Source organism: Mesorhizobium robiniae (genome assembly GCF_040545535.1).
Classification (GTDB): Bacteria; Pseudomonadota; Alphaproteobacteria; order Rhizobiales; family Rhizobiaceae; genus Mesorhizobium; species Mesorhizobium robiniae.
In genome coordinates, this window is sequence record NZ_JBEPMC010000007.1 from 323,898 (window position 1) to 345,105 (window position 21,208).

19 protein-coding genes are annotated in these 21,208 nt (G+C 62.5%); 8 read left to right on the plus strand and 11 right to left on the minus strand.

All coding sequences use genetic code 11. The annotated features are described in order from the left end of the window. Window position 1: 1 nt before the first annotated feature. Genes ABID19_RS21205 through ABID19_RS21215 form a run of 3 tightly spaced genes read right to left on the minus strand, consistent with a single transcriptional unit; the run spans window position 2 to window position 4,445 of the window. A complete protein-coding gene (locus ABID19_RS21205; protein ID WP_354492918.1) occupies window positions 2–1,261 on the minus strand; it encodes an aminomethyltransferase family protein in 1,260 nt (419 codons plus the stop codon). Window positions 1,262–1,264: 3 nt separating this feature from the next. Then, window positions 1,265–2,839: a phytoene desaturase family protein gene (locus tag ABID19_RS21210; protein ID WP_354492919.1), complete on the minus strand. Its 1,575-nt coding sequence runs from the start codon at window positions 2,837–2,839 to the stop codon at window positions 1,265–1,267. Further along, window positions 2,826–4,445 (minus strand): phytoene desaturase family protein, encoded by a 1,620-nt coding sequence (locus ABID19_RS21215; protein ID WP_354492920.1) that lies wholly within the window; start codon window positions 4,443–4,445, stop codon window positions 2,826–2,828. Before ABID19_RS21215 ends, ABID19_RS21210 begins: the two co-directional genes overlap by 14 nt. Window positions 4,446–4,633: 188 nt before the next feature. Here ABID19_RS21215 and ABID19_RS21220 point away from each other — a divergent pair, with 188 nt between their 5' ends. The 5 genes from ABID19_RS21220 to ABID19_RS21240 all read left to right on the plus strand — a co-directional run bounded on the left by ABID19_RS21220 (window position 4,634) and on the right by ABID19_RS21240 (window position 9,753). Further along, entirely contained in the window at window positions 4,634–5,428 is a 795-nt protein-coding gene (locus tag ABID19_RS21220) for a class I SAM-dependent methyltransferase (RefSeq protein WP_354492921.1), read from the plus strand. Between the two features lie 6 nt (window positions 5,429–5,434). Beyond that, window positions 5,435–6,151 (plus strand): transcriptional regulator BetI, encoded by a 717-nt coding sequence (gene betI / locus ABID19_RS21225; RefSeq protein ID WP_354492922.1) that lies wholly within the window; start codon window positions 5,435–5,437, stop codon window positions 6,149–6,151. Between the two features lie 27 nt (window positions 6,152–6,178). Beyond that, window positions 6,179–7,255, plus strand: a complete 1,077-nt coding sequence (locus ABID19_RS21230) for an ABC transporter substrate-binding protein (protein ID WP_354492923.1) — start codon at window positions 6,179–6,181, stop codon at window positions 7,253–7,255. 114 nt (window positions 7,256–7,369) lie between these two features. Continuing rightward, the gene (locus ABID19_RS21235) at window positions 7,370–8,446 is read left to right on the plus strand and encodes an extracellular solute-binding protein (protein WP_354492924.1); all 1,077 of its coding nucleotides are present in this window, start codon (window positions 7,370–7,372) and stop codon (window positions 8,444–8,446) included. Next, window positions 8,443–9,753, plus strand: a complete 1,311-nt coding sequence (locus tag ABID19_RS21240) for a flavin monoamine oxidase family protein (protein WP_354492925.1) — start codon at window positions 8,443–8,445, stop codon at window positions 9,751–9,753. Before ABID19_RS21235 ends, ABID19_RS21240 begins: the two co-directional genes overlap by 4 nt. Here the strand turns inward: ABID19_RS21240 and ABID19_RS21245 are convergent. Genes ABID19_RS21245 through ABID19_RS21255 form a run of 3 tightly spaced genes read right to left on the minus strand, consistent with a single transcriptional unit; the run spans window position 9,717 to window position 12,598 of the window. Continuing rightward, on the minus strand, window positions 9,717–10,790 hold the full coding sequence (locus tag ABID19_RS21245) for an ABC transporter ATP-binding protein (protein WP_352927749.1): 1,074 nt from the start codon (window positions 10,788–10,790) through the stop codon (window positions 9,717–9,719). The two genes, ABID19_RS21240 and ABID19_RS21245, sit on opposite strands and share 37 nt — an antisense overlap. Window positions 10,791–10,830: 40 nt before the next feature. Continuing rightward, window positions 10,831–11,655: an ABC transporter permease gene (locus ABID19_RS21250; RefSeq protein WP_354492926.1), complete on the minus strand. Its 825-nt coding sequence runs from the start codon at window positions 11,653–11,655 to the stop codon at window positions 10,831–10,833. Window positions 11,656–11,680: 25 nt separating this feature from the next. Further along, window positions 11,681–12,598, minus strand: coding sequence for an ABC transporter permease (locus ABID19_RS21255; protein WP_352927744.1), 918 nt, complete (start codon window positions 12,596–12,598; stop codon window positions 11,681–11,683). Window positions 12,599–12,930: 332 nt separating this feature from the next. Between ABID19_RS21255 and ABID19_RS21260 the strand changes: the two genes are divergently transcribed. Continuing rightward, window positions 12,931–14,343: an aminotransferase gene (locus ABID19_RS21260; protein WP_354492927.1), complete on the plus strand. Its 1,413-nt coding sequence runs from the start codon at window positions 12,931–12,933 to the stop codon at window positions 14,341–14,343. Between the two features lie 185 nt (window positions 14,344–14,528). Here the strand turns inward: ABID19_RS21260 and ABID19_RS21265 are convergent, their stop codons facing one another. Beyond that, window positions 14,529–15,731 carry an aromatic ring-hydroxylating oxygenase subunit alpha gene (locus ABID19_RS21265; RefSeq protein WP_354492928.1) on the minus strand — a complete coding sequence of 401 codons (1,203 nt, stop codon included), beginning with the start codon at window positions 15,729–15,731 and terminating at the stop codon, window positions 14,529–14,531. Window positions 15,732–16,205: 474 nt separating this feature from the next. On the opposite strand from ABID19_RS21265, the gene ABID19_RS21270 reads away from it, so the two are divergent. Further along, a complete protein-coding gene (locus ABID19_RS21270) occupies window positions 16,206–16,616 on the plus strand; it encodes a hypothetical protein (protein WP_352927736.1) in 411 nt (136 codons plus the stop codon). An 85-nt stretch (window positions 16,617–16,701) separates the two neighbouring features. Here ABID19_RS21270 and ABID19_RS21275 read toward each other — a convergent pair whose 3' ends face one another. Together ABID19_RS21275 and ABID19_RS21280 are read right to left on the minus strand one after the other, a co-directional pair. After that, window positions 16,702–18,789: a PAS domain S-box protein gene (locus ABID19_RS21275; RefSeq protein WP_354492929.1), complete on the minus strand. Its 2,088-nt coding sequence runs from the start codon at window positions 18,787–18,789 to the stop codon at window positions 16,702–16,704. A 105-nt stretch (window positions 18,790–18,894) separates the two neighbouring features. Further along, on the minus strand, window positions 18,895–19,674 hold the full coding sequence (locus ABID19_RS21280) for a response regulator transcription factor (protein WP_354493015.1): 780 nt from the start codon (window positions 19,672–19,674) through the stop codon (window positions 18,895–18,897). Between the two features lie 46 nt (window positions 19,675–19,720). Between ABID19_RS21280 and ABID19_RS21285 the strand changes: the two genes are divergently transcribed. Next, window positions 19,721–20,407 (plus strand): response regulator transcription factor, encoded by a 687-nt coding sequence (locus ABID19_RS21285; protein WP_352927731.1) that lies wholly within the window; start codon window positions 19,721–19,723, stop codon window positions 20,405–20,407. 96 nt (window positions 20,408–20,503) lie between these two features. Here the strand turns inward: ABID19_RS21285 and ABID19_RS21290 are convergent, their stop codons facing one another. Together ABID19_RS21290 and ABID19_RS21295 are read right to left on the minus strand one after the other, a co-directional pair. Further along, entirely contained in the window at window positions 20,504–20,671 is a 168-nt protein-coding gene (locus tag ABID19_RS21290) for a hypothetical protein (RefSeq protein ID WP_354492930.1), read from the minus strand. A 24-nt stretch (window positions 20,672–20,695) separates the two neighbouring features. Further along, the gene (locus tag ABID19_RS21295; RefSeq protein WP_354492931.1) at window positions 20,696–20,929 is read right to left on the minus strand and encodes a hypothetical protein; all 234 of its coding nucleotides are present in this window, start codon (window positions 20,927–20,929) and stop codon (window positions 20,696–20,698) included. Between the last annotated feature and the right edge of the window lie 279 nt (window positions 20,930–21,208).

Sequence of the window (21,208 nt, forward strand, 5' to 3'; positions counted from 1 at the left end):
GTCAGAAATCAGCCGGCGGAGTGGCGGTGCGGCGGTCGAGCTTGATGAAGGGACGCTGCACCACTTTGGCCCGCTTCATCAGCTTCTGGTACTGCAGTTCGCGCATGGCGTAGATCTCGACCCAGAGGTCGTCGACGACCGTGTCGCCAAACGGCCGCGCCAGCGAGGCGATAGCGATGTTGCGCTTGGCCATCGGCGACCACATGGCGGCGCTGACCAGCCCGACCTCCTGATTTTTCCTGTAATAGACGATGGCGTGTTCGGCCGGGATGTTGCCCTCGATCTCCAGCCCGACCAGCACATGGCGCAGCTTGCGTTTGGCCCTTGCTTCGAGGATGGCACGGCGGCCGTTGAAATGGCCTTTTTCCATGTCGATCATGAAACCGAGACCGATCTCGTCCGGCATGCGCAACCGGTCGGCGCGGATGGCATGCTCGGACGTGACGAAATCGGAATTGGCAACGATCAGCCCGGCTTCGAGCCGGGCGCGATTGAGTGCGGTATAGCCGATGGCGCGGATGCCGCGCAATTCGCCTGCTGTCATCAGCCGGTCCCAGAGGCTCAGCGCCTGCCCAGACTGCACGAACAACTCGTAGCCGAGATCGCCGGTGAAACCGGTGCGCGAGATCGCGATAGTGCCGTGGTCATGCGGGAACTCGGCTAGATCAAAAACTCTCAGTCTTTCAACGCCTTCGAAACCAGCATCGCACAGCACGGCGAACGAGGTCGGCCCCTGCAGCGCCAGGCCGGCGACGGCCTCTGTTTCTTCCTCGACCGTCATGTCGAAGCCTGTGGCGCTATCCAGCAACCAGGGGAGATGCCGTTCCTGCGAGCACAGCCGGAACCGCGTTGGCGACAGCCGGAACAGCGTGCCGTCGTCGAGGACGAAACCGTCGTCGTCGCACCAGGCGGTGTAGTGGACGCGGCCCGACTTCAGCTTGGTCACGTCGCGCAACGTGACGCGATTGAGGAAGGCCTCGGCATCCGGCCCGGCGATGCGGTACTTCGTCATCGGCGAGATGTCGAACAGGGCCGCCTGGCTGCGGATGGCGAAATATTCGAGTTCCTCGTCCCACAGCGAATGTGGAGCGCGGTAGCCTGCCCAATTGTACCAGTCATTGGTCCTGGCCAGCGAGTCGATGCGCGGCTGGAACGGCGTGCCGAGCCGCAAGGTACGGAAATGGGATTGTGCAAGAGTACGGGCCGAGACGATGAGGCTCGTCGTTGCTGCACCGGGCTTCTTTTTGGCTGCCTGTGCCATGGCCTACCCCTTCATCGCAATGATGCGTTTGGCGGCATTCAAGCCGGGCGCGCCGGAAACGCCGCCGCCCGGATGCGAGCCGGCGCCGGCGAGGAACAGCCCGTCGACCGGCGTGTCGTAGCCCGACCAGCCGGAGACGGGGCGCGACATCAGCATCTGGTCGGCCTGCAGTTCACCGTGATGCCAATGACCGCCCGGCATCCGGTAGCGCGCCTCGATGTCGGCCGGCGTCAGCAACTCGGCATGGAGCACGGTCTTGCCGATTCCCGGCGCATAGGCTTCCAATTGAGCCATAATCGCCCTGAGGAATTTCGGCTTGCCGGCACTCCAGCCTTCTTTCAGCGCATAGGGTGCATATTGCACCACTGCCGACAGCACGCAGGCGCCATGGGGCGCCAGTGATGGATCGGCAAGGCTGGGTAGCGTGATCTCCATCACCGGCTCGGGCGAGAACTCACCATATTTCGCTGGGTTGAAGGCGCACTCGACATGATCGGGCGAGGGCGCGATCACCAGACGGCCCTTGTGGCCGGCGGCATCGACGCCGGCGAATTCAGGCCGCCGGTCGAGCGCCAGATTGAGCTTCGCCACATCGCCCTTCATGCGAATATTCCTGACCTTGCGGACAAAGCCGGTATCGATCTCGCGCGGTCCAACAAGATCGAGAAACGTGGTCGCCGGATTGATGGCCGAGACGATCGTCCTGGCACGGATCTCCTGGCCATTGTCGAGCGCAATGCCAACGGCGCGACCCTTCTCAACGATGATCTTCGCCACTGACGTCCCGGTGCGGATCGTTGCGCCGGCCTTTTCCGCCGCTGCGCGGATGGCGGAAACGACAGCGCCCATGCCGCCCTTTGGCAGGATCTGCGCGCCGGCAGTGCCGCCTGCCTCGCCCGCCAGCCGATGATAGAGACCGAGCAGCGAAGTCGGTGAGCGCGGGCCGAGATGGCTGCCGAGGGTAGCATCGAAGGCGAGCAGCCCCTTCAGCCTGGTATCGGTAAGCTGCTCGTCGAGCAGATCGGCAATGTTCATCAACAGCACGCGCAGGAAGTCTCGCATGTCCTCCTTACCGAGCTTCTTCAACGCCATCGCAGCCTGGCCGAGCGACACCGTCTCAAGCAGTGACATCACGCCGAGATCGGGTGGCCGGCGCGCAAGGAACGGCTTCAGGATGTCGGCGTAGCGCAGCAGCTGCGCACGCAGTTCCGTCCAGGCGGTCTGCTCCGTGGAAGTGGCGCCGGTCAGCGTTTCGCCATAGGCGCCGTGCAGGACAAACGGCGGGCCGTCTTTCGACAGCGCCACAGACGGCACGAAGTCGGCGCGCGCGAATTGCAGCCCGTGGCTTTCCAGCTCCAATGTCTTCACCACATCGGGATGAAGGCGGTTCAGCACATGAGCGATGAATGAGACCTGAAAGCCCGGTGCGAATTCCTCGGTGCGCGCCGCGCCGCCGACGTCGCCCGCGGCTTCCAGCACCAGCACCTTGCGGCCGCTCTTGGCCAGAACCGCGGCCGAGACGAGCCCGTTATGGCCGCCGCCAACGACCACAACATCCCATCTCTCAAACGACGTCATGGGCCGGGCTCATATGCTTAGTCGGCTTGGTGAGGTCGCGCAGGATTTCGGCCGCTGCATTGCGACCAGGCGCGCCCATGACGCCGCCGCCGGGATGGGTCGAGGAGCCGCACATATAGAGCCCACCGACCGGCGAGCGGTATTGCGCGTAGCCCGGCACCGGGCGGTTGAACAGCAATTGATCGAAGGTCAGTTCGCCCTGGAAGATGTTGCCTTCGGTGAGGCCGACCTCGGCCTCGATCTCGCGCGGCGTGCGCACCTCCATATGGACGATGCGGTCTCGAAAGCCGGGCGAATAGTCTGAAATCTGGGCGATCACGCTTTCGGCAAAACCATCGCGGTCGGCGTCGGTCCAGTCGCGACCGTTCACCTTCGGTGGCGCGTACTGCACAAAGCAGCTCATGAAGTGCTTGCCCGGCGGCGCCATGGTCGGGTCGAGCGTCGTCGGGATCACCATGTCGAGGAAAGGGTCGGCCGACCAGCGCCCGGCCTTCCAGTCGTCATAGGCGCGCTCCATGCGCTCCATCGAGTCGGTGAAGTGCATATCGCCGCGATAGACCGGCGAATCCTTCGGCAGCGCCGGAAACTCGGGCAGCGAATCCAGCGCGATGTTGACCTTGCCCGACGAGCCGCGAATCCTAAAGTTCCTGACCCGGCGCAGGAAGATGTCAGGCAGCTCCTTCTCCTCGACCAACTTGAGAAAGGTGCGTTTCACGTCGGCATTGGAGACGACGAGCCTGCCGTGGATCTCTTCGCCGCCGGCTAGCACGACACCTCGCGCCTTGCTGCGCCGGACCATCACATGGTCGACCTCGGCGCTGGTGCGGATGGTGCCGCCGGAGGCCTGGAAGCTCGCGGCGAGCGCCTTGGTGACGGCGCCCATGCCGCCGCGCGCATAACCCCAGGCGCCGACCGAGCCGTCGACCTCGCCCATATAGTGATGCAGCAGCACGTAGGCGGTGCCCGGTGACATCGGGCCGAGCGCAGTGCCGATGATGCCGGACAGAGCGAAATTCGCCTTGATAACATCGGTCTCGAAATATTCGTCGAGGAAGTCCGAGATCGACATGGTCCAGAAGCGCAGCGTCAGCGCCATTTCCTCAGGCGTGAGCCCGGCGAACTTTTTTCCCAGATAGAGAAGTTCGCCAAGATCGCGCGGCCGCAAACTGGTCGGATCGGGTGCGGTGCGCATCAACAATGGCTGGATGAAGCGGCATTGCCGCGTGACGTCGCGGGCGTAACGGTCATAGGCTTCGGCGTCGCGCCTGGAGAACCGGGCGAATTCGCGCCGGTGGGCATCGTGGTCGCGGTAGTTGGCGAGGTAGTCGCCGTCGCGGGTGAACACCGCGCCGCCCTCATAGGAGATCACCTGCAGGCCGAAGCGCGGCAGTTCGAGGTCGCGCATGATCTCGGGGCGAAACAGCGAGCAGACGTAGGAGCAGTTGGAATAGAGGAAGCCGGGCGTCAGTTCCCGGCTGGTGGCGGCGCCGCCGACCCAGTCGTTCTTCTCGATGACCAGCACTTCGAGGCCGGCACGCTGCAGGTAGCAAGCATTGACCAGACCGTTGTGCCCGCCGCCGATGACGATCGCATCCCAGGCTTTCATTGTGGCCCAATCCTCATCCCGCTCGCCCCGCCATTTTCGCGTGATCTGCTTCCGAATGCGCGGAATTTCGCATGACGACGGCCATTCTGTCCAGCCATTCTGAATGAATGTTCAACAAATGATATTGCGTTTTCGCAGACATGCGCTAGGCTTTGCCGATATTCGAGAGTGGACTGGGACTAGGTCTGATGATCGAAACGGCGGATGCCGAGCCGGAATATGACGACACCGCCATCCGCTTCCTCGAGGCGCTGTGGGGCGATGGCTATCTGTCGCCCGGCGGGCCGGATGAGGTCGACCGGGTTGTCGAGGACCTTACGCTCAAGGGCAGGACGATCCTCGACATTGGCTGCGGCTCCGGCGGCATCACGCTGCATCTGCTCGAGCGCCATGGCGCTGCCCACGTTACAGGCTTCGATGTCGAGCGGCCGGTGATCGAAACGGCCCGGCAAAGGGCGGCCGCACGCGGGCTTTCCGGCCGCGCCAATTTCGTCCAGACGCCGCCCGGGCCGTTGCCGTTCACGGATGCTTCCTTCGATTTCGTCTTCTCAAAGGATGCGTTGCTGCATGTTTCCGACAAGGATGCCTTGTTTGCCGAAATCTTTCGCGTGCTGAAGCCGGGCGGGGTCTTCGCTGCCTCGAACTGGATGATTTCACATGACGGCGAGCCGTCGCCGGAGATGAAGGCCTATGTCGCCGCAGAAGGCCTGTCCTTCGCCATGGCGTCGCCGGCCCGCTATGCCGCGGCGATGCGTCGGGCAGGCTTTGCCGATGTCACCGTGCGTGACCGCAATGCCTGGTATCGCGAGGTCGCACGAGAGGAACTGAACCGTCTCAAAGGACCGCTCTACCCGGAAGCCGCGGCAGCCGTCGGAGCGGCCTATGTCGACAAGAACATACGAACCTGGGAAGCCATGCAGAAGGTTCTTGACAGCGGCGAGCACCGCCCCACTCATCTTCGCGGTCGAAAGCCGGTTGGATAGCCGGCGATGCTGGAGACCATCACGCCCATGAAGACAGCCGAGGCCAAGGAGGCCCTCATCGAATCAGCGCGCAAACACGAGCCCGAAAAGCGCGGTCGCAAGGCGTCGAAGGAGGTCAGGCAGCTGCAGCTGATCGAGGCGACAATCGATTCGCTGGCCAAGCGCGGTTATTCGGAGACGACGATGGCCGATGTCGCCGATGGCGCCGGCCTGTCGCGCGGCATCGTCAACTTCCACTTCGAGAGCAAGGAGAAGCTGCTCGTCGCCACATTAGCATACATGGCCGACGAATATGCCGCGCACTGGCGCGCTGCCCTCACCAGGGCTGGCAACGATCCTGCCCGCCAGTTGAAGGCCCTGGTTGCCGCCGATTTCGATCGCTCGATCTGCAACAAGCGCAAGCTGGCCGCCTGGTGCGCCTTCTGGGGCGAGGCCAAGTCGCGGCCGACTTATCAGGCGCTGTGCGGCGCGCGCGACGCGGCCTATCAGAAAGTCTTCATCGACCTTTGCGCGACGCTCAAGCAAAGCGGCGGCTACGCCTTCGAGCCGCAAGTCATGGCGCTGGCACTCAGTGCCATGTTGGAAGGTCTGTGGCTGCGCCTGATGATGGGAACAGAGGACGTCACCCGCGAAACCGCGCTGCAGGCGGCCAACGAGTTCCTGTCGGCTGCATTTCCAAAGCATTATCCATGGCCAACAGCCGGCGGCGACAAGACCGCCTGAACAATCAAAAAAGAGGATGGAACAGCAATGAAGACAATGACCCGACGCCTGACACTGACATTGGCGCTGAGCGGTGTGCTGGCGGCTTCGGCCGCCGCACTTGCCGCGGACAAGGACCTGATCGTGTTCGACTGGTCCGGCTACGAGGATCCCGGTTTCCACCAGAAATACGTCGAGAAGAACGGTGACTCACCAACCTTCACCTTTTTCGGCGACGAGGACGAGGCGTTCGAAAAAGCCCGTGCAGGCTTCAAGGCCGATCTCGGTCATCCCTGCTCGCAAAGCGTGGTGAAATGGCGCGAGGCGGGACTGCTGCAGCCGCTCGATACGTCGAAAATATCGGGCTGGAACGACCTCAATCCCGGCATCATGGCGATGAAGGATCTCGCCACCACCGCCGACGGCAAGGCCTGGTTCATGCCCTGGGATTGGGGCAACTCGCAGCTGACCTATAATTCCGACAAGGTCGATGAGAAGGACGTCCAGTCGCTGAAGGCCTTGGCCGATCCCAAGTTCAAGGGCAGGGTTTCCATCGGCGACAATGTCGACGACGCCTATGCGCTGGCCTCGCTGGCGATCGGTCTCAAAGACTGGACCAAGATGACCGACGACCAGTTCAAGCAGGCGTCGGATTTCCTGCGCGAGGTGCATAAGAATGTTCGCTCCTACTGGACCGATTCCACCGATATCGTTCAGCTGTTGGGCGGCGGCGAGGTCGATCTTGCCTGGGCGTGGAACGACGCGACGGTGCAGTCGGTCGCCGCTGGCGTGCCGATCAAGGCCAAGAAGGATACCGACGAGGGCATTTCAACCTGGGTCTGCGGCTATGTGCTGTTCAAGGATGCACCAGGGAATACCGACAAGGCCTATGATTATCTGAATGCCGTTAACGATCCGGAAGTCGCCAACATCCTGGTCAAGGACTGGGGCTATGGCCAGGCCAACGCCAAGGGCATGGCTGGTGTCGACCAGGCCGTGCTGAAGGAAAAGGGTTACGACGACGTGCAGAAGTTCGTCGACAAGACGCTGTTCCAGGCTCCGGTTCCCTCGGAAATCAAGCTGAAGATGATCGCCGAGTTCGAGAAGATCAAAGCCGGCTATTGAGCTTGTTTCACCTATCCCGTCTGCCCACCAAACTGGCGGGCAGACGGGCTCGCCAAGGTCACTGAAATTCCGTAACGTCGCTGCGCCGCTTCCCGCGATGAGGAGTTTCGCGCCATGGGTTCTATGCTTCGCCGCCTTGCCGTTGCTGCCGCATGCACGATCGGCGCAGGCGCTGCCCTCGCCTTTGCGGCGGACGGGGGCGATCTCGTTGTGTTCGACTGGTCCGGCTACGAGGATCCGCTGCTTCATCCGGCCTATGCCGTCAAATACGGGACTGAACCGAGCTTTGCTTTCTTCGGCGACGAGGACGAGGCCTTCCAGAAAATGCGGGCCGGCTTCAAGGCCGATATTGCGCATCCCTGCTCACAAAGCGTGGTGAAGTGGCGCGAGGCCGGCATGCTGCAGCCGCTCGACACCACCCGTATCGCCGGCTGGAACGACCTCAATCCCGGCATCATGGCGATGAAGGATCTTGCCACCACCGCCGACGGCAAGGCCTGGTTCATGCCTTTCGATTGGGGCAACACATCGCTGCTCTATCGCACCGACAATGTGACGGCGGAACAAGCGCAGTCACTGCGGATCTTCGCCGACCCGAAATTTAGGGGACGCGTTACCATCGGCGACAATGTCGACGACGCCTATGCACTGGCAAGCCTGGTCATCGGGTTGAAGGACTGGACCAAGATGACCGATGCGCAGTTCAAGGAGGCGTCCGATTTCCTGCGCCAAGTGCACAAGAACATCCGCTTCTACTGGACCGACGATACCGACATCAATCAGGCCTTCTCCGGCAACGAGGTCGATCTGGCCTGGGGCTGGAACGAGACCTTCGTCACGCTCAAAGGCCAGGGTGTGCCGATCGCCATGAACCGCGGCACCAGGGAAGGCCTGTCGACCTGGGTGTGCGGCTATGTGCTGATGAAGGATGCGCCGGGCAATCTCGATCAGGCCTATGATTTCCTGAACGCGGTCAACGCGCCTGACGTGTCAGGCTACATGGTCACGACATTCGGTTACGGCCACGGCAATGCCGCCGGCATGGCGGCGATCGAGCCTAAGCTGCTGGCCGAACGGGGTTTCGACGATCTCGACAAATTCCTCGACAAGACCTTGTTCCAGCAGCCCGTGGCGCCGGAGCTCAAGCAGCGGATGATCGAAGAGTTCGAGAAGATCAAGGCCGGTTATTGAAGACGGAAATCGAAAGAACCGATGTCGTCATCGTCGGCGCGGGGTTCACTGGCCTGTCGGCCGCGCATGAGCTGAAGAAAGCCGGCATCGATTTCCTGTTGCTCGAAGCGCGCGATCGTGTCGGCGGGCGCGTGGAGTCCAGGCAGAATGGACTCGGCGAGCGGATCGACAGCGGCGCCCAATTCTTGTGCCAGGACATGCCGGAGCTGATGGCGCTGCTGCAGGCGCGCGGCAAGACGCTGGTCGAGACCTATGTCGAAGGAGAGTTCGTCACTCAGCCGCGGATGGGCGCGCGGCAGGCCGAGCGAACCTACGTTGCGTCGATGGCGATCCGCAATCGGATGAATTCGATCGCACCGGACGATCCTGCCATTGCCGGCTTGACCGTCGCAGCGTGGCTCGATCGTCAGCATGATCGCGATGAAGCCAAGGCGGCGTTCCGTTCGATGATCGAGGGCCTGTGGTGCCAAGGGCTCGAAAAACTGCCGCTGTGGCACCTGATCGACAATGACCGTCGCATCACCAACGAGGTTTCGGAGCTGCAATATTTTGTGCGTGAAACCATGCAGTCGCTGGCGGACGATCTGGCCAGCGATCTCGGCGATCGTGTGCGGCTGAACGCGCCGGTTGGGACCATCGAGCACGGGCCGAAAGGGGTTCGCCTGGTTTCGGCGACCGGCTCGGTGGAAGCACGGGTGGCCCTCGTTGCCGTGCCGCCGATGATGGCCTCCAAGCTGGATTTCGTGCCGCCGTTGCCGGCTGCCCTGAAACGGGCGCTTGACGTCTGGCAAAGCGGCGCGGTGATCAAAGTGCTGGTGCGCTATCCCAGTGCCTTCTGGCGTGCAAGAGGCTTGAGCGGCGTGGTGATGTGGCGCGATCCATCGGGTCTCTTTGCCTGCGACGCCAGCAAGGACGAAGACCATGCCGCGCTGGTCGTTTTCGTTGGCGGGCCGCTGGCCCTGCGCTGGCGTGAGCTCGGCGACGCATCATTGCGCGCCGAGGTGATGACGAGGCTCGAAGATGTGCTCGGCACGGAGGCCGCCGACATGCTCGATTTCAGTTATCGCGACTGGACGCATGATCGCTGGAGCGGCGGCGGCTACAGCGATCTTATCGTCGATGCGACGGCGACCGACGCCGAACGCATCATCCTGGCCGGCGCGCCACCACTGCACTTCGCCGCGTCCGAACTGTCGCCGTCATTCCCGGGCTACATCGAGGGCGCTGTTGTGGTCGGGCGCATCGCTGCACGAAAGATCATCTCGGGCCTTCAGTCTGCCATCGCCACCAGCGCCTCGGGATCGTAGGCGAGACGGATCGAGGTGCCGACCGGTATGTCGTCGGCGCCGAAATCGTTGGTTTCGGTCACCGAAAGTGGCTTTTCCAACCCCGGTATCTCCACGATCAGATGGGTGATCTCGCCAAAGTAATGGCGCTCCACGACCTTGCCGGCCACCTCGAATTTCGCCGTGGCATTGTCCCACAGCACGCGCAGACGCTCCGGGCGGATGCCGAGCGTGGCGGCGCCGCCATTGCGGACGAAAGCCCTGGGCTTGTCGGTCTTGACGCGGCCGAAGCCCAGCGTGTCGAGGACCAGCGAAGCGCTGTCCTCCTCAACGATCTCGGCCTTGACGAAGTTCATGCCGCCGAGGAAATCGGCAACCTGGCGGTTGACCGGACGCTGGTAGATCTCCTTGGGCGAAGCGACCTGCGCGATCCTGCCGCCGAACATGACGGCGATGCGGTCCGACATCGCCAGCGCCTCATACTGGTCGTGCGTGACCAGTACGAAGGTGATGCCGACCGCCTGCTGCAAGCGACGCAGTTCGACTTGCATCTGCTCGCGCAGCTTCTTGTCCAGCGCCGACAGCGGCTCGTCGAGCAGAAGTACCTTGGGCCGCATCACCAGCGCGCGGGCCAGCGCGACGCGCTGGCGCTGGCCGCCGGACAGTTCGGTGGCGAGGCGCTTGCCGAGGCCGGTCAGCGACACCTGGGCCAGCGCCTCTTCGACGCGGCGCTTTTCTTCCGACCGTTCGAGCCTCAACCGCTTCAGCCCATAGGCGACGTTCTGCTCGACATTGAGATGCGGGAAGATCGCATAGCTCTGGAACACCATGTTGGTCGGCCGGCGATTGGCGGGGATGCCTTCCATCGACTGACCGTCGACCGAGATCAAACCGCTGGTCGGATTGTCGAAGCCGGCGATCATGCGCAACAGCGTGGTCTTGCCGCAGCCGGACGGGCCGAGCAGCGAGAAGAACTCGCCCTCCTTGATGGTCAGCGAGGCGTCGTCCAGCGCCTTGAACGAACCGTAGCTGCGGGTGACGTTGCGAATCTCGATCATTGGGCGTTCGGTCTGGTGGGGTCGTTCGGTTTGGAGCCGCTCAGCCATAGAGGCCTCCCTCGTTCTGGGTACGTTTGGCCGCGCGGCGGCGCAGGATCTCGGCAACGGTCATCAGCAGGAAGGAGGCGGCCAGCAGGAGCGTGCCCAGGGCCAGCACGCCAGGCAGCTTCGAGGCGAAGCGCAACTGGCCCCAGATGTAGATCGGCAGCGTCGCCTCGGTGCCGGTCAGGAAGAAGGCGATGATGAACTCGTCGAGTGAAATGGTGAAGCAGACGAGCAGGCTCGAAATGATGGCCGGCGCCACCATCGGCAGCGTCACCCGCCGAAAGGTGCCGAAGGCGCTCTCGCCAAGATCGGCGGAGGCCTCCTCCAGGCTGCGGTCGAAGCCCTCGAAACCGGCGGTCAGCACGGTCATCGAATAGGGAACGCAGATCAGGACATGGCCGAGCACGATGGTGAGCAGAGACAGGCTCAAACCCAGTTGCAGTATCACCAGGAGCATGGAGATGGCGATGATGATTTCGGGCAGCACCAGCGGCGCCATAATCAGGCCGTTGATGGCGCGGCGACCGGGATAGCGGTAGCGGGTGATCGAGCGGGCCGCGAGAATGCCGAGCACGGTAGAGAGAATGGAAGCCGAAACGCCGACGACCAAGCTGTTCCAGGCGGCGTCAAGCAGCGCCGGGGTGCGCGGCAGATCCTCATACCATTTGAGCGTGAAGCCGGAGAGCGGGAATTTCGGTGTCGCGGCGGTGTTGACCGAGAAAATCGGCAGGAAGATGACCGGCAGATAGAGGAACACGACATAGAAAAACGCATAGGCCGACAGCCATCTGCTGGCCAGGAAGCGCCGCATCGTCGTCATCGCGCCAGCCTCATCGTGCCAGCCTTCATCGTGCCATCCTCTGGGCGGCGCGGATGATCAGCACGGTGGCGCCGGCCATCAGCGTCACGATCAGCATTGTGGTGACCGAGAGCGCTGCGCCCAGAGGCCAGTTGGAGGCCTTGCCGAATTGGGCCTGGATGGCGTTGGCAATCATGACGCCATCCTTGCCGCCGACAAGCTTCGGGGTGACATAGTCGCCGACGGTCGGGATCATGACGATCAGCGCCGCCGAGATGATGCCGGGCGCCGACAGCGGCAGCGTCACGCGCAGAAAGGAACGGATGGGACCATCGCCGAGGTCCTTGGCCGCCTCGACCAGCGTGCGGTCGATTTTTTCCAGCGAGACGAAGATCGGCAGGATGGCGAACGCCGCCCAGGCGTGAGTCAGGGTGATGATGACGGCACTTGAATTGTAGAGCAATGCGGTCGACGGCTCGTCGATGATGCCAAGGCCGAGCAAGCCGGAATTGAGCACGCCATTGTAGCCGAGGATGACCTTCCACGACATCACCCGCAGCAGGTAGCTGGTCCAGAACGGGATGGTGATGAGGAACAGCCACAGGCTCTTGTGGCGGCCGCCATGGAACGAAATGAAGTAGGCAATCGGGTAGGCGAGGACGACTGTGAAGAAGCTCACCATCAGCGAAATGTAGAGCGAGCGCCAGAGCAGGTCGCGATAGATCGGTTCGGTCAGCGCGATGCGGTAGTTTTCCAGGGTGAAGGTACGATCGATGGTCAGATAGTTCTGCGTCCAGAAAGAGTGCGCGACGACCACCAGGATCGGCAGGACCAGAAGTATGAGCGCGTAGAGAAAGGTCGGGCTGATCAGGGCAAAGCCCTGGACGGGTTCGGACTGCAGAAGGGCATTTCGCCTGGCCCGCGTCATGCCAAACGCGGGCGACCCTTCCGCGGCCGCCGTCATTGCAAGCCCTCGGGCAGGGCTCCAGGCGCGATCTCGGTTTCTGGCTCGGACTGTCCTGCCATTCGCCATCCCATTGGTTCCGGCGGCTTGTTCCCAATTATGTGCCTGGAGCGCGATCGATAAGCAAAACCGGTACCCATTTTGCTGGTCGCGCTCCGAGCTTGCCGGCTTTCTTTCATCATGCGCGCATCCGCCGATTGAAATCAAGCGCTATTTCTGCAATATTGATTGAACGGACATTCAGAATGTGACGAAGAAGACCAGTTTTTCCGGTGCTTGGCGCCGGGCTTCGTGTCAGATGGTATTTGCGACGAAACAATGCGAGGCGACGGATGGCGGCTGCAAGAGATTTGAGGGCGACTGAAACGGCTGGGCCCGCCGATGCCGTCGAGCTGGCCAAGCGCCACCTTGTCCAGCCTTGGCCGTTCGCCGGTTCGGTCGGCGCAGAGGCGCGCGCCCTGATCGGTGAGGGCGACGGCATCTACATCACCGACAGCGCCGGCAAAAAGCTGATCGATGGGCCGGCCGGCATGTGGTGCATCAATATCGGCCACCGCCGCGAGGAGCTCGCGAAGGTGATGTACGACCAGGCGATGGCGCTGTCCTACAACACGCCGTGGTACACGATGAACGCGCCGTCTGCCGAACTCGCCATGCGCATCGCCGGCCATGCGCCCGGCGACCTCAGCCATGTCTTCTTCACCACCGGCGGCTCTTCGGCCGTGGAGACGGCGCTGCGCTTCATGCAGTTCTACAACAATGTCCGCGGCCGTCCGGAAAAGAAGCTGATCCTGAGCCGGGGCGGCGCCTATCATGGCTCGACCTATCTCTCGGCTTCGCTCAACGGGCGTCCGCGCGATCGCGACTGGATGGACGGCGCCGACGATCTGGTCGTCAAGCTGTCGTCGCCCGATCCGTTCCGCCGCCCGCGCGGCATGAGCATTTCAGCCTTCACCGATGTCCTGGTGGACGAATTCCGCGATACTGTCGCCCGTGTCGGAGCCGACAGGATCGGCGCTTTCGTCGGCGAGCCGGTGCAGGCGTCGGGTGGCGTCGTCGTGCCTCCAGACGGCTATCTCAAGCGCATCCGCGAGATCTGCCGCGACAACGACATTCTCTATGTTTCCGATGAGGTGGTGACCGCCTTCGGCCGGCTTGGGCATGTCTTTGCTTCCGGCGATATGTTCGGCATCGACCCTGATATGATCACCTTCGCCAAGGGCGTCACGTCAGGCTATTTCCCGCTTGGCGGCGTCATCATCTCTGAACGGCTTCTCGAGGAGCTGCGCCGCTCAAACCATCCGGACGCCATGTTCGGCCATGGGTTGACCTACACCAGCCATCCGGTCGGCTGCGCGGTGGCGCTGAAGAACCTCGATATACTGGAAGAAAGCGTGCTGACGCACGCGCGTGAGGTTGCGCCCTATTTCCAGGCGCAACTGAAGACGCTGGAAGAGCTGCCGCTGGTCGGCGAAGTGCGCGGCCTCGGGCTGATGGCTTGCGTCGAGTGCGTCGCCGATCGCGAAAGCAAGGATCCGCTGCAGCTCGACAAGGATGTCGGCAAGCGCATCGATGCGCATTGCCATGAACTTGGGCTGCTGGTTCGGCCGCTGATCAACATGTGCGTGATGTCGCCGCCGCTGATCATCACGCGAGAGCAGATCGATGACATGGTGTCGATCCTGCGCGAAGGCATTTCGCGCACCATGGACGATTTGCGGCGGGAAGGGGTTTGGCAGGGGTGAGGTCCTCCCTTCTCCCCGTTCTACGGGGGCGGCGCTGAGCCTGGCGATTGGCTGTGGCAGCCGGGATGCCAGAGAGTATCGTCTGACTGAAAGGACAACCTCACAAGCCGGCGCTGCCCCTCACCTGCCTCCCGGCATCCTCTCCGCGTAGACGGGGAGAGGGACGCTCTCATCAGCGCCTCGCCTTATACTTGCGACCTCAATGCGTCGTTGAGCGCCCACATATCCTTTTCCTCCGGCGCCGTTTCCAGCCCGAGCACGGGGATTTGCTTGCGCAGATGGTCGTGGTGGGTGCGCACGCCATATTCGAGGTCGGAGAGATAAAAGCCGCCAAAGGCTTCCGACAGCATGGATTCGTTCGACCACACCGAGAGCTGCACGTCCTCGTTCATGGTGTCGCGATCGATGCGGTAAGCAAGATAGCGCGCCGCGGCCTGCTCCCTGGTCTCGTCGGGGTAGCGGTAGATGGCGCCGCGCAGCAGTGTCTCACCGGTCGACAGCGGGAACTCCTGATAGAACTGCACCGACTCTGGCATGATCGACAGCGCGTTGTTGGGGAAGATGCCGTAATAGATCCAGGCCTTGCGCAGATGTTCTGGCAGGTGCGCCGCCTCTGGCGCGATCTTGAGGTATTGCGCGACGCTCCAGCGCCGTCCGGCATGCGGATTGTAGGTGGCGAATGAGCGCGACACGCCGTTGAGGAACGGCTCGTCGAAATAAGTCGCGCCGTAAAGATCCTGCAATGCGGGATGCGCCATGGCGACATGGTAGCCCTCATTGTCGACATCGCGCACCGACTTCCAGTTGACCGGGCTCTTCTGGGTCCAGATACCCCAGGACGGCACCATCTCGGCGACACCGTAATGGGCGATCTCGGCCTCGATCGGCTTCAGCAGGTCGGCTACCGGCGGTTGCGGGCCACCCTTGCGGAAGCGGATGAAGATGAGGCCCATCCAGATCTCGAGATCGAGCGGCATCAGGCCGAATTCGGTCTTGTCGAGATCGGGGAAAGAGCGCGGACGGGCAGCGCCCCGCAGCGTGCCGTCGAGATTATAGACCCAGCCATGGAAAGGGCAGACCAGAGCATTCTTGCAGGTGCCCTGGCTGTCGGCGACGACGCGGCTGCCGCGATGGCGGCACATATTGTTGAAGGCGCGCACCACGCCGTCCTTGCTGCGCACGATCAGCGCCCGCTCGCCGACCACGTCCATGGTCAGATAGTCGCCGGCGTTCGGCACGTCGCTGATGTGGCCGGCGATCTGCCAATGGTTGCGGAAGACGTATTCCTTCTCGAGTTCGAGCAGGGCGTTGGAATGATAACTCCAGCCCGGCAGGCCCCGCCGGTCCCAATTGTTGGGGATCGCCACGTCACGGAGGTGCGGGTTCATAAAAGGCTCTTCTTTTGTTGAATACTCATTCAATAAGATCATATTTTTCTTTGAAATGCAATGGGTTGAGTAAATAGATGATTTTCTTAGTGCCAGCCCCTTCGGCTTTCCAGGCCGAGATCGAAATGCTCAAGGCTGCGGAAATCCCCAAGAAATCCGGGTGTTAGCCAAGGTTCGAATAGTCGTGCCCGTCTCGGCTTGAGCTGCGAAAGCGGCGTGGAAAAACAGAGCTCCAGACGGTGAAGAAGGCAACTCAGGGTTTGCCCCGTCCGATGCTCGAATGGCGCGCTCCCGACTGCAATCAGCAAGACTTGAGCGTCACCGCTCTGCGGTTTGTGACCGGTTTTTCCGGGACGTGTCCGAAACATCGGTTTCGCGCCCGTTACAATGCCGAATACGCATCATCGTTGGCCCGTTACAAAGCGCGACTAGGTTCGTTTCATCAAAAAAAGAAAATCAACGAAGGGAACGGCGATGTATACGAAAATCCAGACTGCCTACCGTGATCTCCGTCTGCAAGCTCCGGAGCGCAACGACCGGCGGCCGAGACTGGCGCTGCGTCAGCGCGCCAACGACCATCCGATGGCGCTGTTCGTGGTGCTGGCCGCTGCCGCATTTGCCGGCATGGCGTTCGCGCCGACGGTTGGTCCAGCCTTCGCCTCGCTGAACCCGCCGGCAAACATCGTCGACGGTGCGCCGACCACGACAAAGACCTCGCGCCTGCCGATGCCGGAGATCGATTTTGTCTGCAAGGGGCAGGCCTGGGGCGCCGAGAGTGCGGACTGCCTGCGCGTCATCGCCGAGCAGTCCGGTATCCACAAGGCTCGCGCGGTCCGCGTGATCGCCAATGCCGCGCCAGCCACCGGTACGCCGAACGTTTTTTGAGGCCCCGAGCGACCTCCAGCGCTCCAGGCACGCTCCCGCCGCATCACCGGTCGGGAGCTTTCTTTTGGGGTTCTACAATCCGACCTTAGGTGCCTAGGGCGACCTGCTCGGCAATGGCAGAGAGCACGCCGCGCACGTCCAGCGTGCTGAACGGCTTTTCCAAAATCTGCGGCCGCTGCGGCGCAGGCAACGCCTCGATTTCGGCTTTCGCACCGATCAGATCGCCGGTGACCAGCACAAAGCGCCGCGCCAGATCAGGCATTTCGGCGAGCAGTTCGCGATAGATCGATATGCCGCTGGTGCCGGGCATGCGCAGATCGGAAAAGACGATGTCCGGCGGCATATGGCCGGTCAAGGTCGCGGCGGCCGATGCCCAGGCCGGCACGATCCGCGACTTGATGCCCATCAACTCCAGAATGTCGGACAATGAGGCGGCGACATCCGGCTCATCGTCGATGATCAGAGCATGGCGCAATCCGCTCGATCGTACCGGGCTTTCGCCGGCAGTGGCCTCGCCGGCGGAGATCGCCGGCAGCTGGACGACGAAACGCGCGCCCCTCGGCACAACTTCCTCGAACCAGACATTGCCATTGTGCCGTTCGATGATCGATTTCGAGATCGACAGGCCAATACCGGTGCCGACGCCGACCGGTTTGGTGGTGAAGTAGGATTCGAAGATGCGGGAGCGTATCGCTTCCGGCACGCCCAGCCCGTTGTCCTCGACCGAGAAACAGGGATTGCCGCGGTCGCTGCGAAACGTGCGGACCTTGATCAGCCGGTCGCCGGCAATGCCGGCCAAAGCATGCTGGCTGTTGATGAGGAAGTTGGCGACCACTTGCGTCACATGGTCGGCGTCGGCCATGGCCAGCAGCGGGCCGCTGGCGAAATCGGTATCGATGATGATGCCGCTCGACCTGGCGCCGTAGGCGGTTACTTCGAGCGCCGCGCGAACGACCTGGTTAAGGTCGGTCTCGGCCTGCGACGCGGGATGCAGGCGAACCATCGACAGAAAGCTCTTGACGATGCGGCCGCAGCGCTCGGCGGCAGCGCGCACCTTTTCGGCGCGCACCTTGGTCTGCGGGTCAGACGCGAATTCATGCAACAGCGTCGATTGGGCGACGACCACGGCAAGCGGGTTGTTGAGCTCGTGTGACACGCCGGCCAGCAGCGAGCCCATCGCCGCCATCTTCTCGTTCTGGTGCAGCTTTTCACGCTGCCGGCCGATTTCCTCCTCGGCACGCAATTTGTCGCGCAGGTCGCGGATCGAGCCGAAGATCAGGCGCCGGTCGGCAACCCGCATCTCGGTCGCCGTCAGTTCGATCGGAAAGACCTCGCCGGCCGCATTCTGGGTGACGGTCTCGATCCGCTGGCCGACCATCGGCGCGCCGCGGCCCGACATGTATTCGGCGCCCGACACATAACCCTTGCGATAATATTCCGGAACGACGGTGTCGAGCAGGTCCTTGCCGAGGATGTCGCTGCGCTGGTAGCCGAACATCTTTTCAGCGGCGGGATTGAATTCGATGATCGAACCGGTCTCGTCGATGACGATGATGGCATCGAGCGAGGCCTGCAGCATGGTGCGGCGGATGACTTCGCTGGCATGGGCATCGGAAAGCGATCGTTCGATGGCGTCGCCGATGGCCAGTGCCACGATATGCAGCGTCGCCTCTTCCTCGTCGGTCCATTCGCGCTCGTTCACGCAGTTGTTGACAGCCAGCGTGCCCCACAGATGGCCATGCGCAAAGACGGACACCGACAGGAACGACTTGATGTGCTGCTTTTCGAAGTCGGCTCTCAGAAAACCTTCGAGGTTGCGGGTGTGCCCGGCGAAGATCTTGCCTTGCCGCTCGTCCTCGGCCAGCCGCTCCAGCAGCGGGTCCGAATTGACAACCGATTGCATGATCACGGTCGGCGATGCCAGTTCGCCGCCAAATCGGGGGTCGATCCAGTAGGCCGCGACCGACTGGGCAAAGCCCTGGCCGGGCAGCTCGCGCAGACGAAACAGGATGCCGCGCTGGCAATCCATAGGCCCGCAGAGCGTTTCAAGGATGTTATCGATCTCGCGCTGCCAGTCGCCAGCTTCGCGAAGCCGGCGAACGATATGGACGGCAGCCATCGCCGCGCCCTGCTTGACGCCTTGCATATCGGTGTGTGTTGCCTCAACCGTCATGGTCAGTCGTCATTTCAGGGTCATGCCAGCCCAAAGTCGTGCCAGCCCAGAGTCATGTCAGGCCAGAGTGACGCCAGGCCAGAATGGTGCCGGTGGTGGCGCCGCTCAGTTACTTTCGCCGGTCGGCAGCGAGAAGATATAGCCTTCGCCGCGGACCGTGCGAAGAAATTTCGGATTGGCCGGGTCCGCCTCGATCTTTTTTCTCAGCCGCATGATGCGGATGTCGACCGCGCGCGACGATTCAGTATCTTCCAAGAAGCCGATCGCCTCGGAGATCGCCGCACGCGTCAACAACCGGTTGGCGCGTGTCAGGAAGACCTCCAGCACGTCGAACTCGCTCTTGGCCATGTCGATGACCGTCCCATTGGCGCCGGTGACAAACCTGCCGTCGAGATCGGCATGGAAGGAGCCAAAGCTCATGAAACGGCGGTTGGTAGCAGTTTCGGCCTTGGCACCCTTCGGTTCGGTCGGCTGGGGAACGCGGCGCAACACGCTGCGCACCCTCGCCAGCACTTCGCGCAACTCGTAAGGTTTGACGATGTAGTCGTCGGCGCCGAGTTCCAGCCCGACGATGCGGTCGAGCGCGGTGCCGGCGGCTGTGGCATAAATGATGCCGATCGGCATTTTCGAGCGCAGCCAACGGCCGAGCGACAGGCCGTCCTCACCCGGCATGGCGATGTCGAGAATGGCCAAATGGAACGACTGCGTCTCCAGCAAGGTTCGCGCGGCGCTGGCACTCTCGGCCGTGGCGACATCGTAGCCGCTGGCGCCGAGATACTCGGCGACTGCATCCCTCAGATCGGGCTCGTCCTCGACGATGACAATTCGTGCCCGCACTATGCTCTCGCTCCCGCTTTCAGTGGAAAGTAGATTGGGTATAAACATCATGTCCAGCGCTCATCTTGGGTTGCCGGTTGCAGGGTCGGAAAAAATGGCTGCACGATCGATCATCGCGCTTGTTTCCGTCGCCGAAGTGGTCGCGACCGATCTCGCCGACCATCTCAAGCGGCGCGGTCATGACGTGCGGGCGGTGCGGCAGCCGTGGGAGGCCGAATCCTTGCTTTCCGGAAAGGACATCGATGTCGTCGTCGTCGGCGACAGCCTCAGCCAAGCGGAAGGGCGTGATCTTCTCAGACGCCATGGAGGCGAGGGCGGTCCGGATTTCATCCTGATCTGCCGGCCGGCCGATCTCGTCGACAAAGTGCTGGCGCTCGAACTCGGCGCGGCCGACGTTGTCGAGAGCCCGCTCAACGTCAGGGAACTCGCAGCCCGCATCGGCGGCTTGCTGGCACGGCGCGGCAGGAACGCCGGGGAATTGGTGGTGCTGGAGAACGCGACGGTCGACCTCCGGTCGGCCATGGTCATGCATCGCTCTGGCACCGAAGAACAATTGTCGCCGGGTCAGGTGGCGCTGCTCAGGCTGTTCCTGGCCAGCCCGCGCAAGGTCTTGACGCGCGACGACATCATCGCCGCCGCGCCCGCCGAGAATGCCGATGCCTTCGATCGCTCGATCGATTCGCGCATCGTGCGGTTGCGCCGCAAGCTCGACACCGAAACCATCACTACCATACGTGGTGCGGGCTACCGGTTCGATCCGCCGACGCAGTTCGCCGACTAATGGTTGGGCTGTCTCACAAAGGCTGCTGCAGCCCTTCAATTTTGCGCATGATTCCCAGCGAAAATCGTCTTCGATTTCGGGATCGTGCGCTTGCACTCAGCGCACCACGAGGAGCGACGGACCTGACGGCATTTCGTTGGCCGTGCCGAGTTCACTGGCATGGGCCCGGTCTTTCAGGAGCACGGTGGCGAGGCCGGCAAAGCCGAGCAGGCCCTGCGCGTAGAGCAGTGCGGAAAGCACCGAAGCAGCAAATTTCGTGTTCATCGTTTTTGTTCCCCAAATTCGGTTTCAGGTTTGCTTCAGGGAAACCCCCGAAGCGCCCGCGCCGCCAGCGGAGCCCCCCGTCGCGGCGCGGGCCTTCGGTCCTCTCGGCTGCAAGTTGCCGGAGGGGCCGCGCATCTTCTTCAGCCCAAAACCGACCCGCCAGAGGGCCTTGAGCCGGTTAATGCGCAGGCTGGATACGATCCAGACCGTGGCGAAAAACAGTGCGGCATGCAGCGTCGAAACTTCGCCTGAAGTCATCCCCGCAGCTTCGTCGTCGGGCCGCCGGCTAGGGTGCCGACGCCGCCAACGATCGCTGTGGCTATGCTTATCCCGAAAAGCCAGGATGTTGCGTTCGATTGCAGGTTCATCTTCGTTTGTGCCGGCTGTTCTCGTTGGGTCAACTCTGCGGGCGGCCTGTATCCAGATCATGCCGCCAACTCGCGCGCTTGGTTGCAAATTGGTTTCGAGGCAAGTCAAATTTCTTTCATATGAGGGAAGATCGCGCTTTCGTTTGGCGATGACTGTATCTTTTCGCTG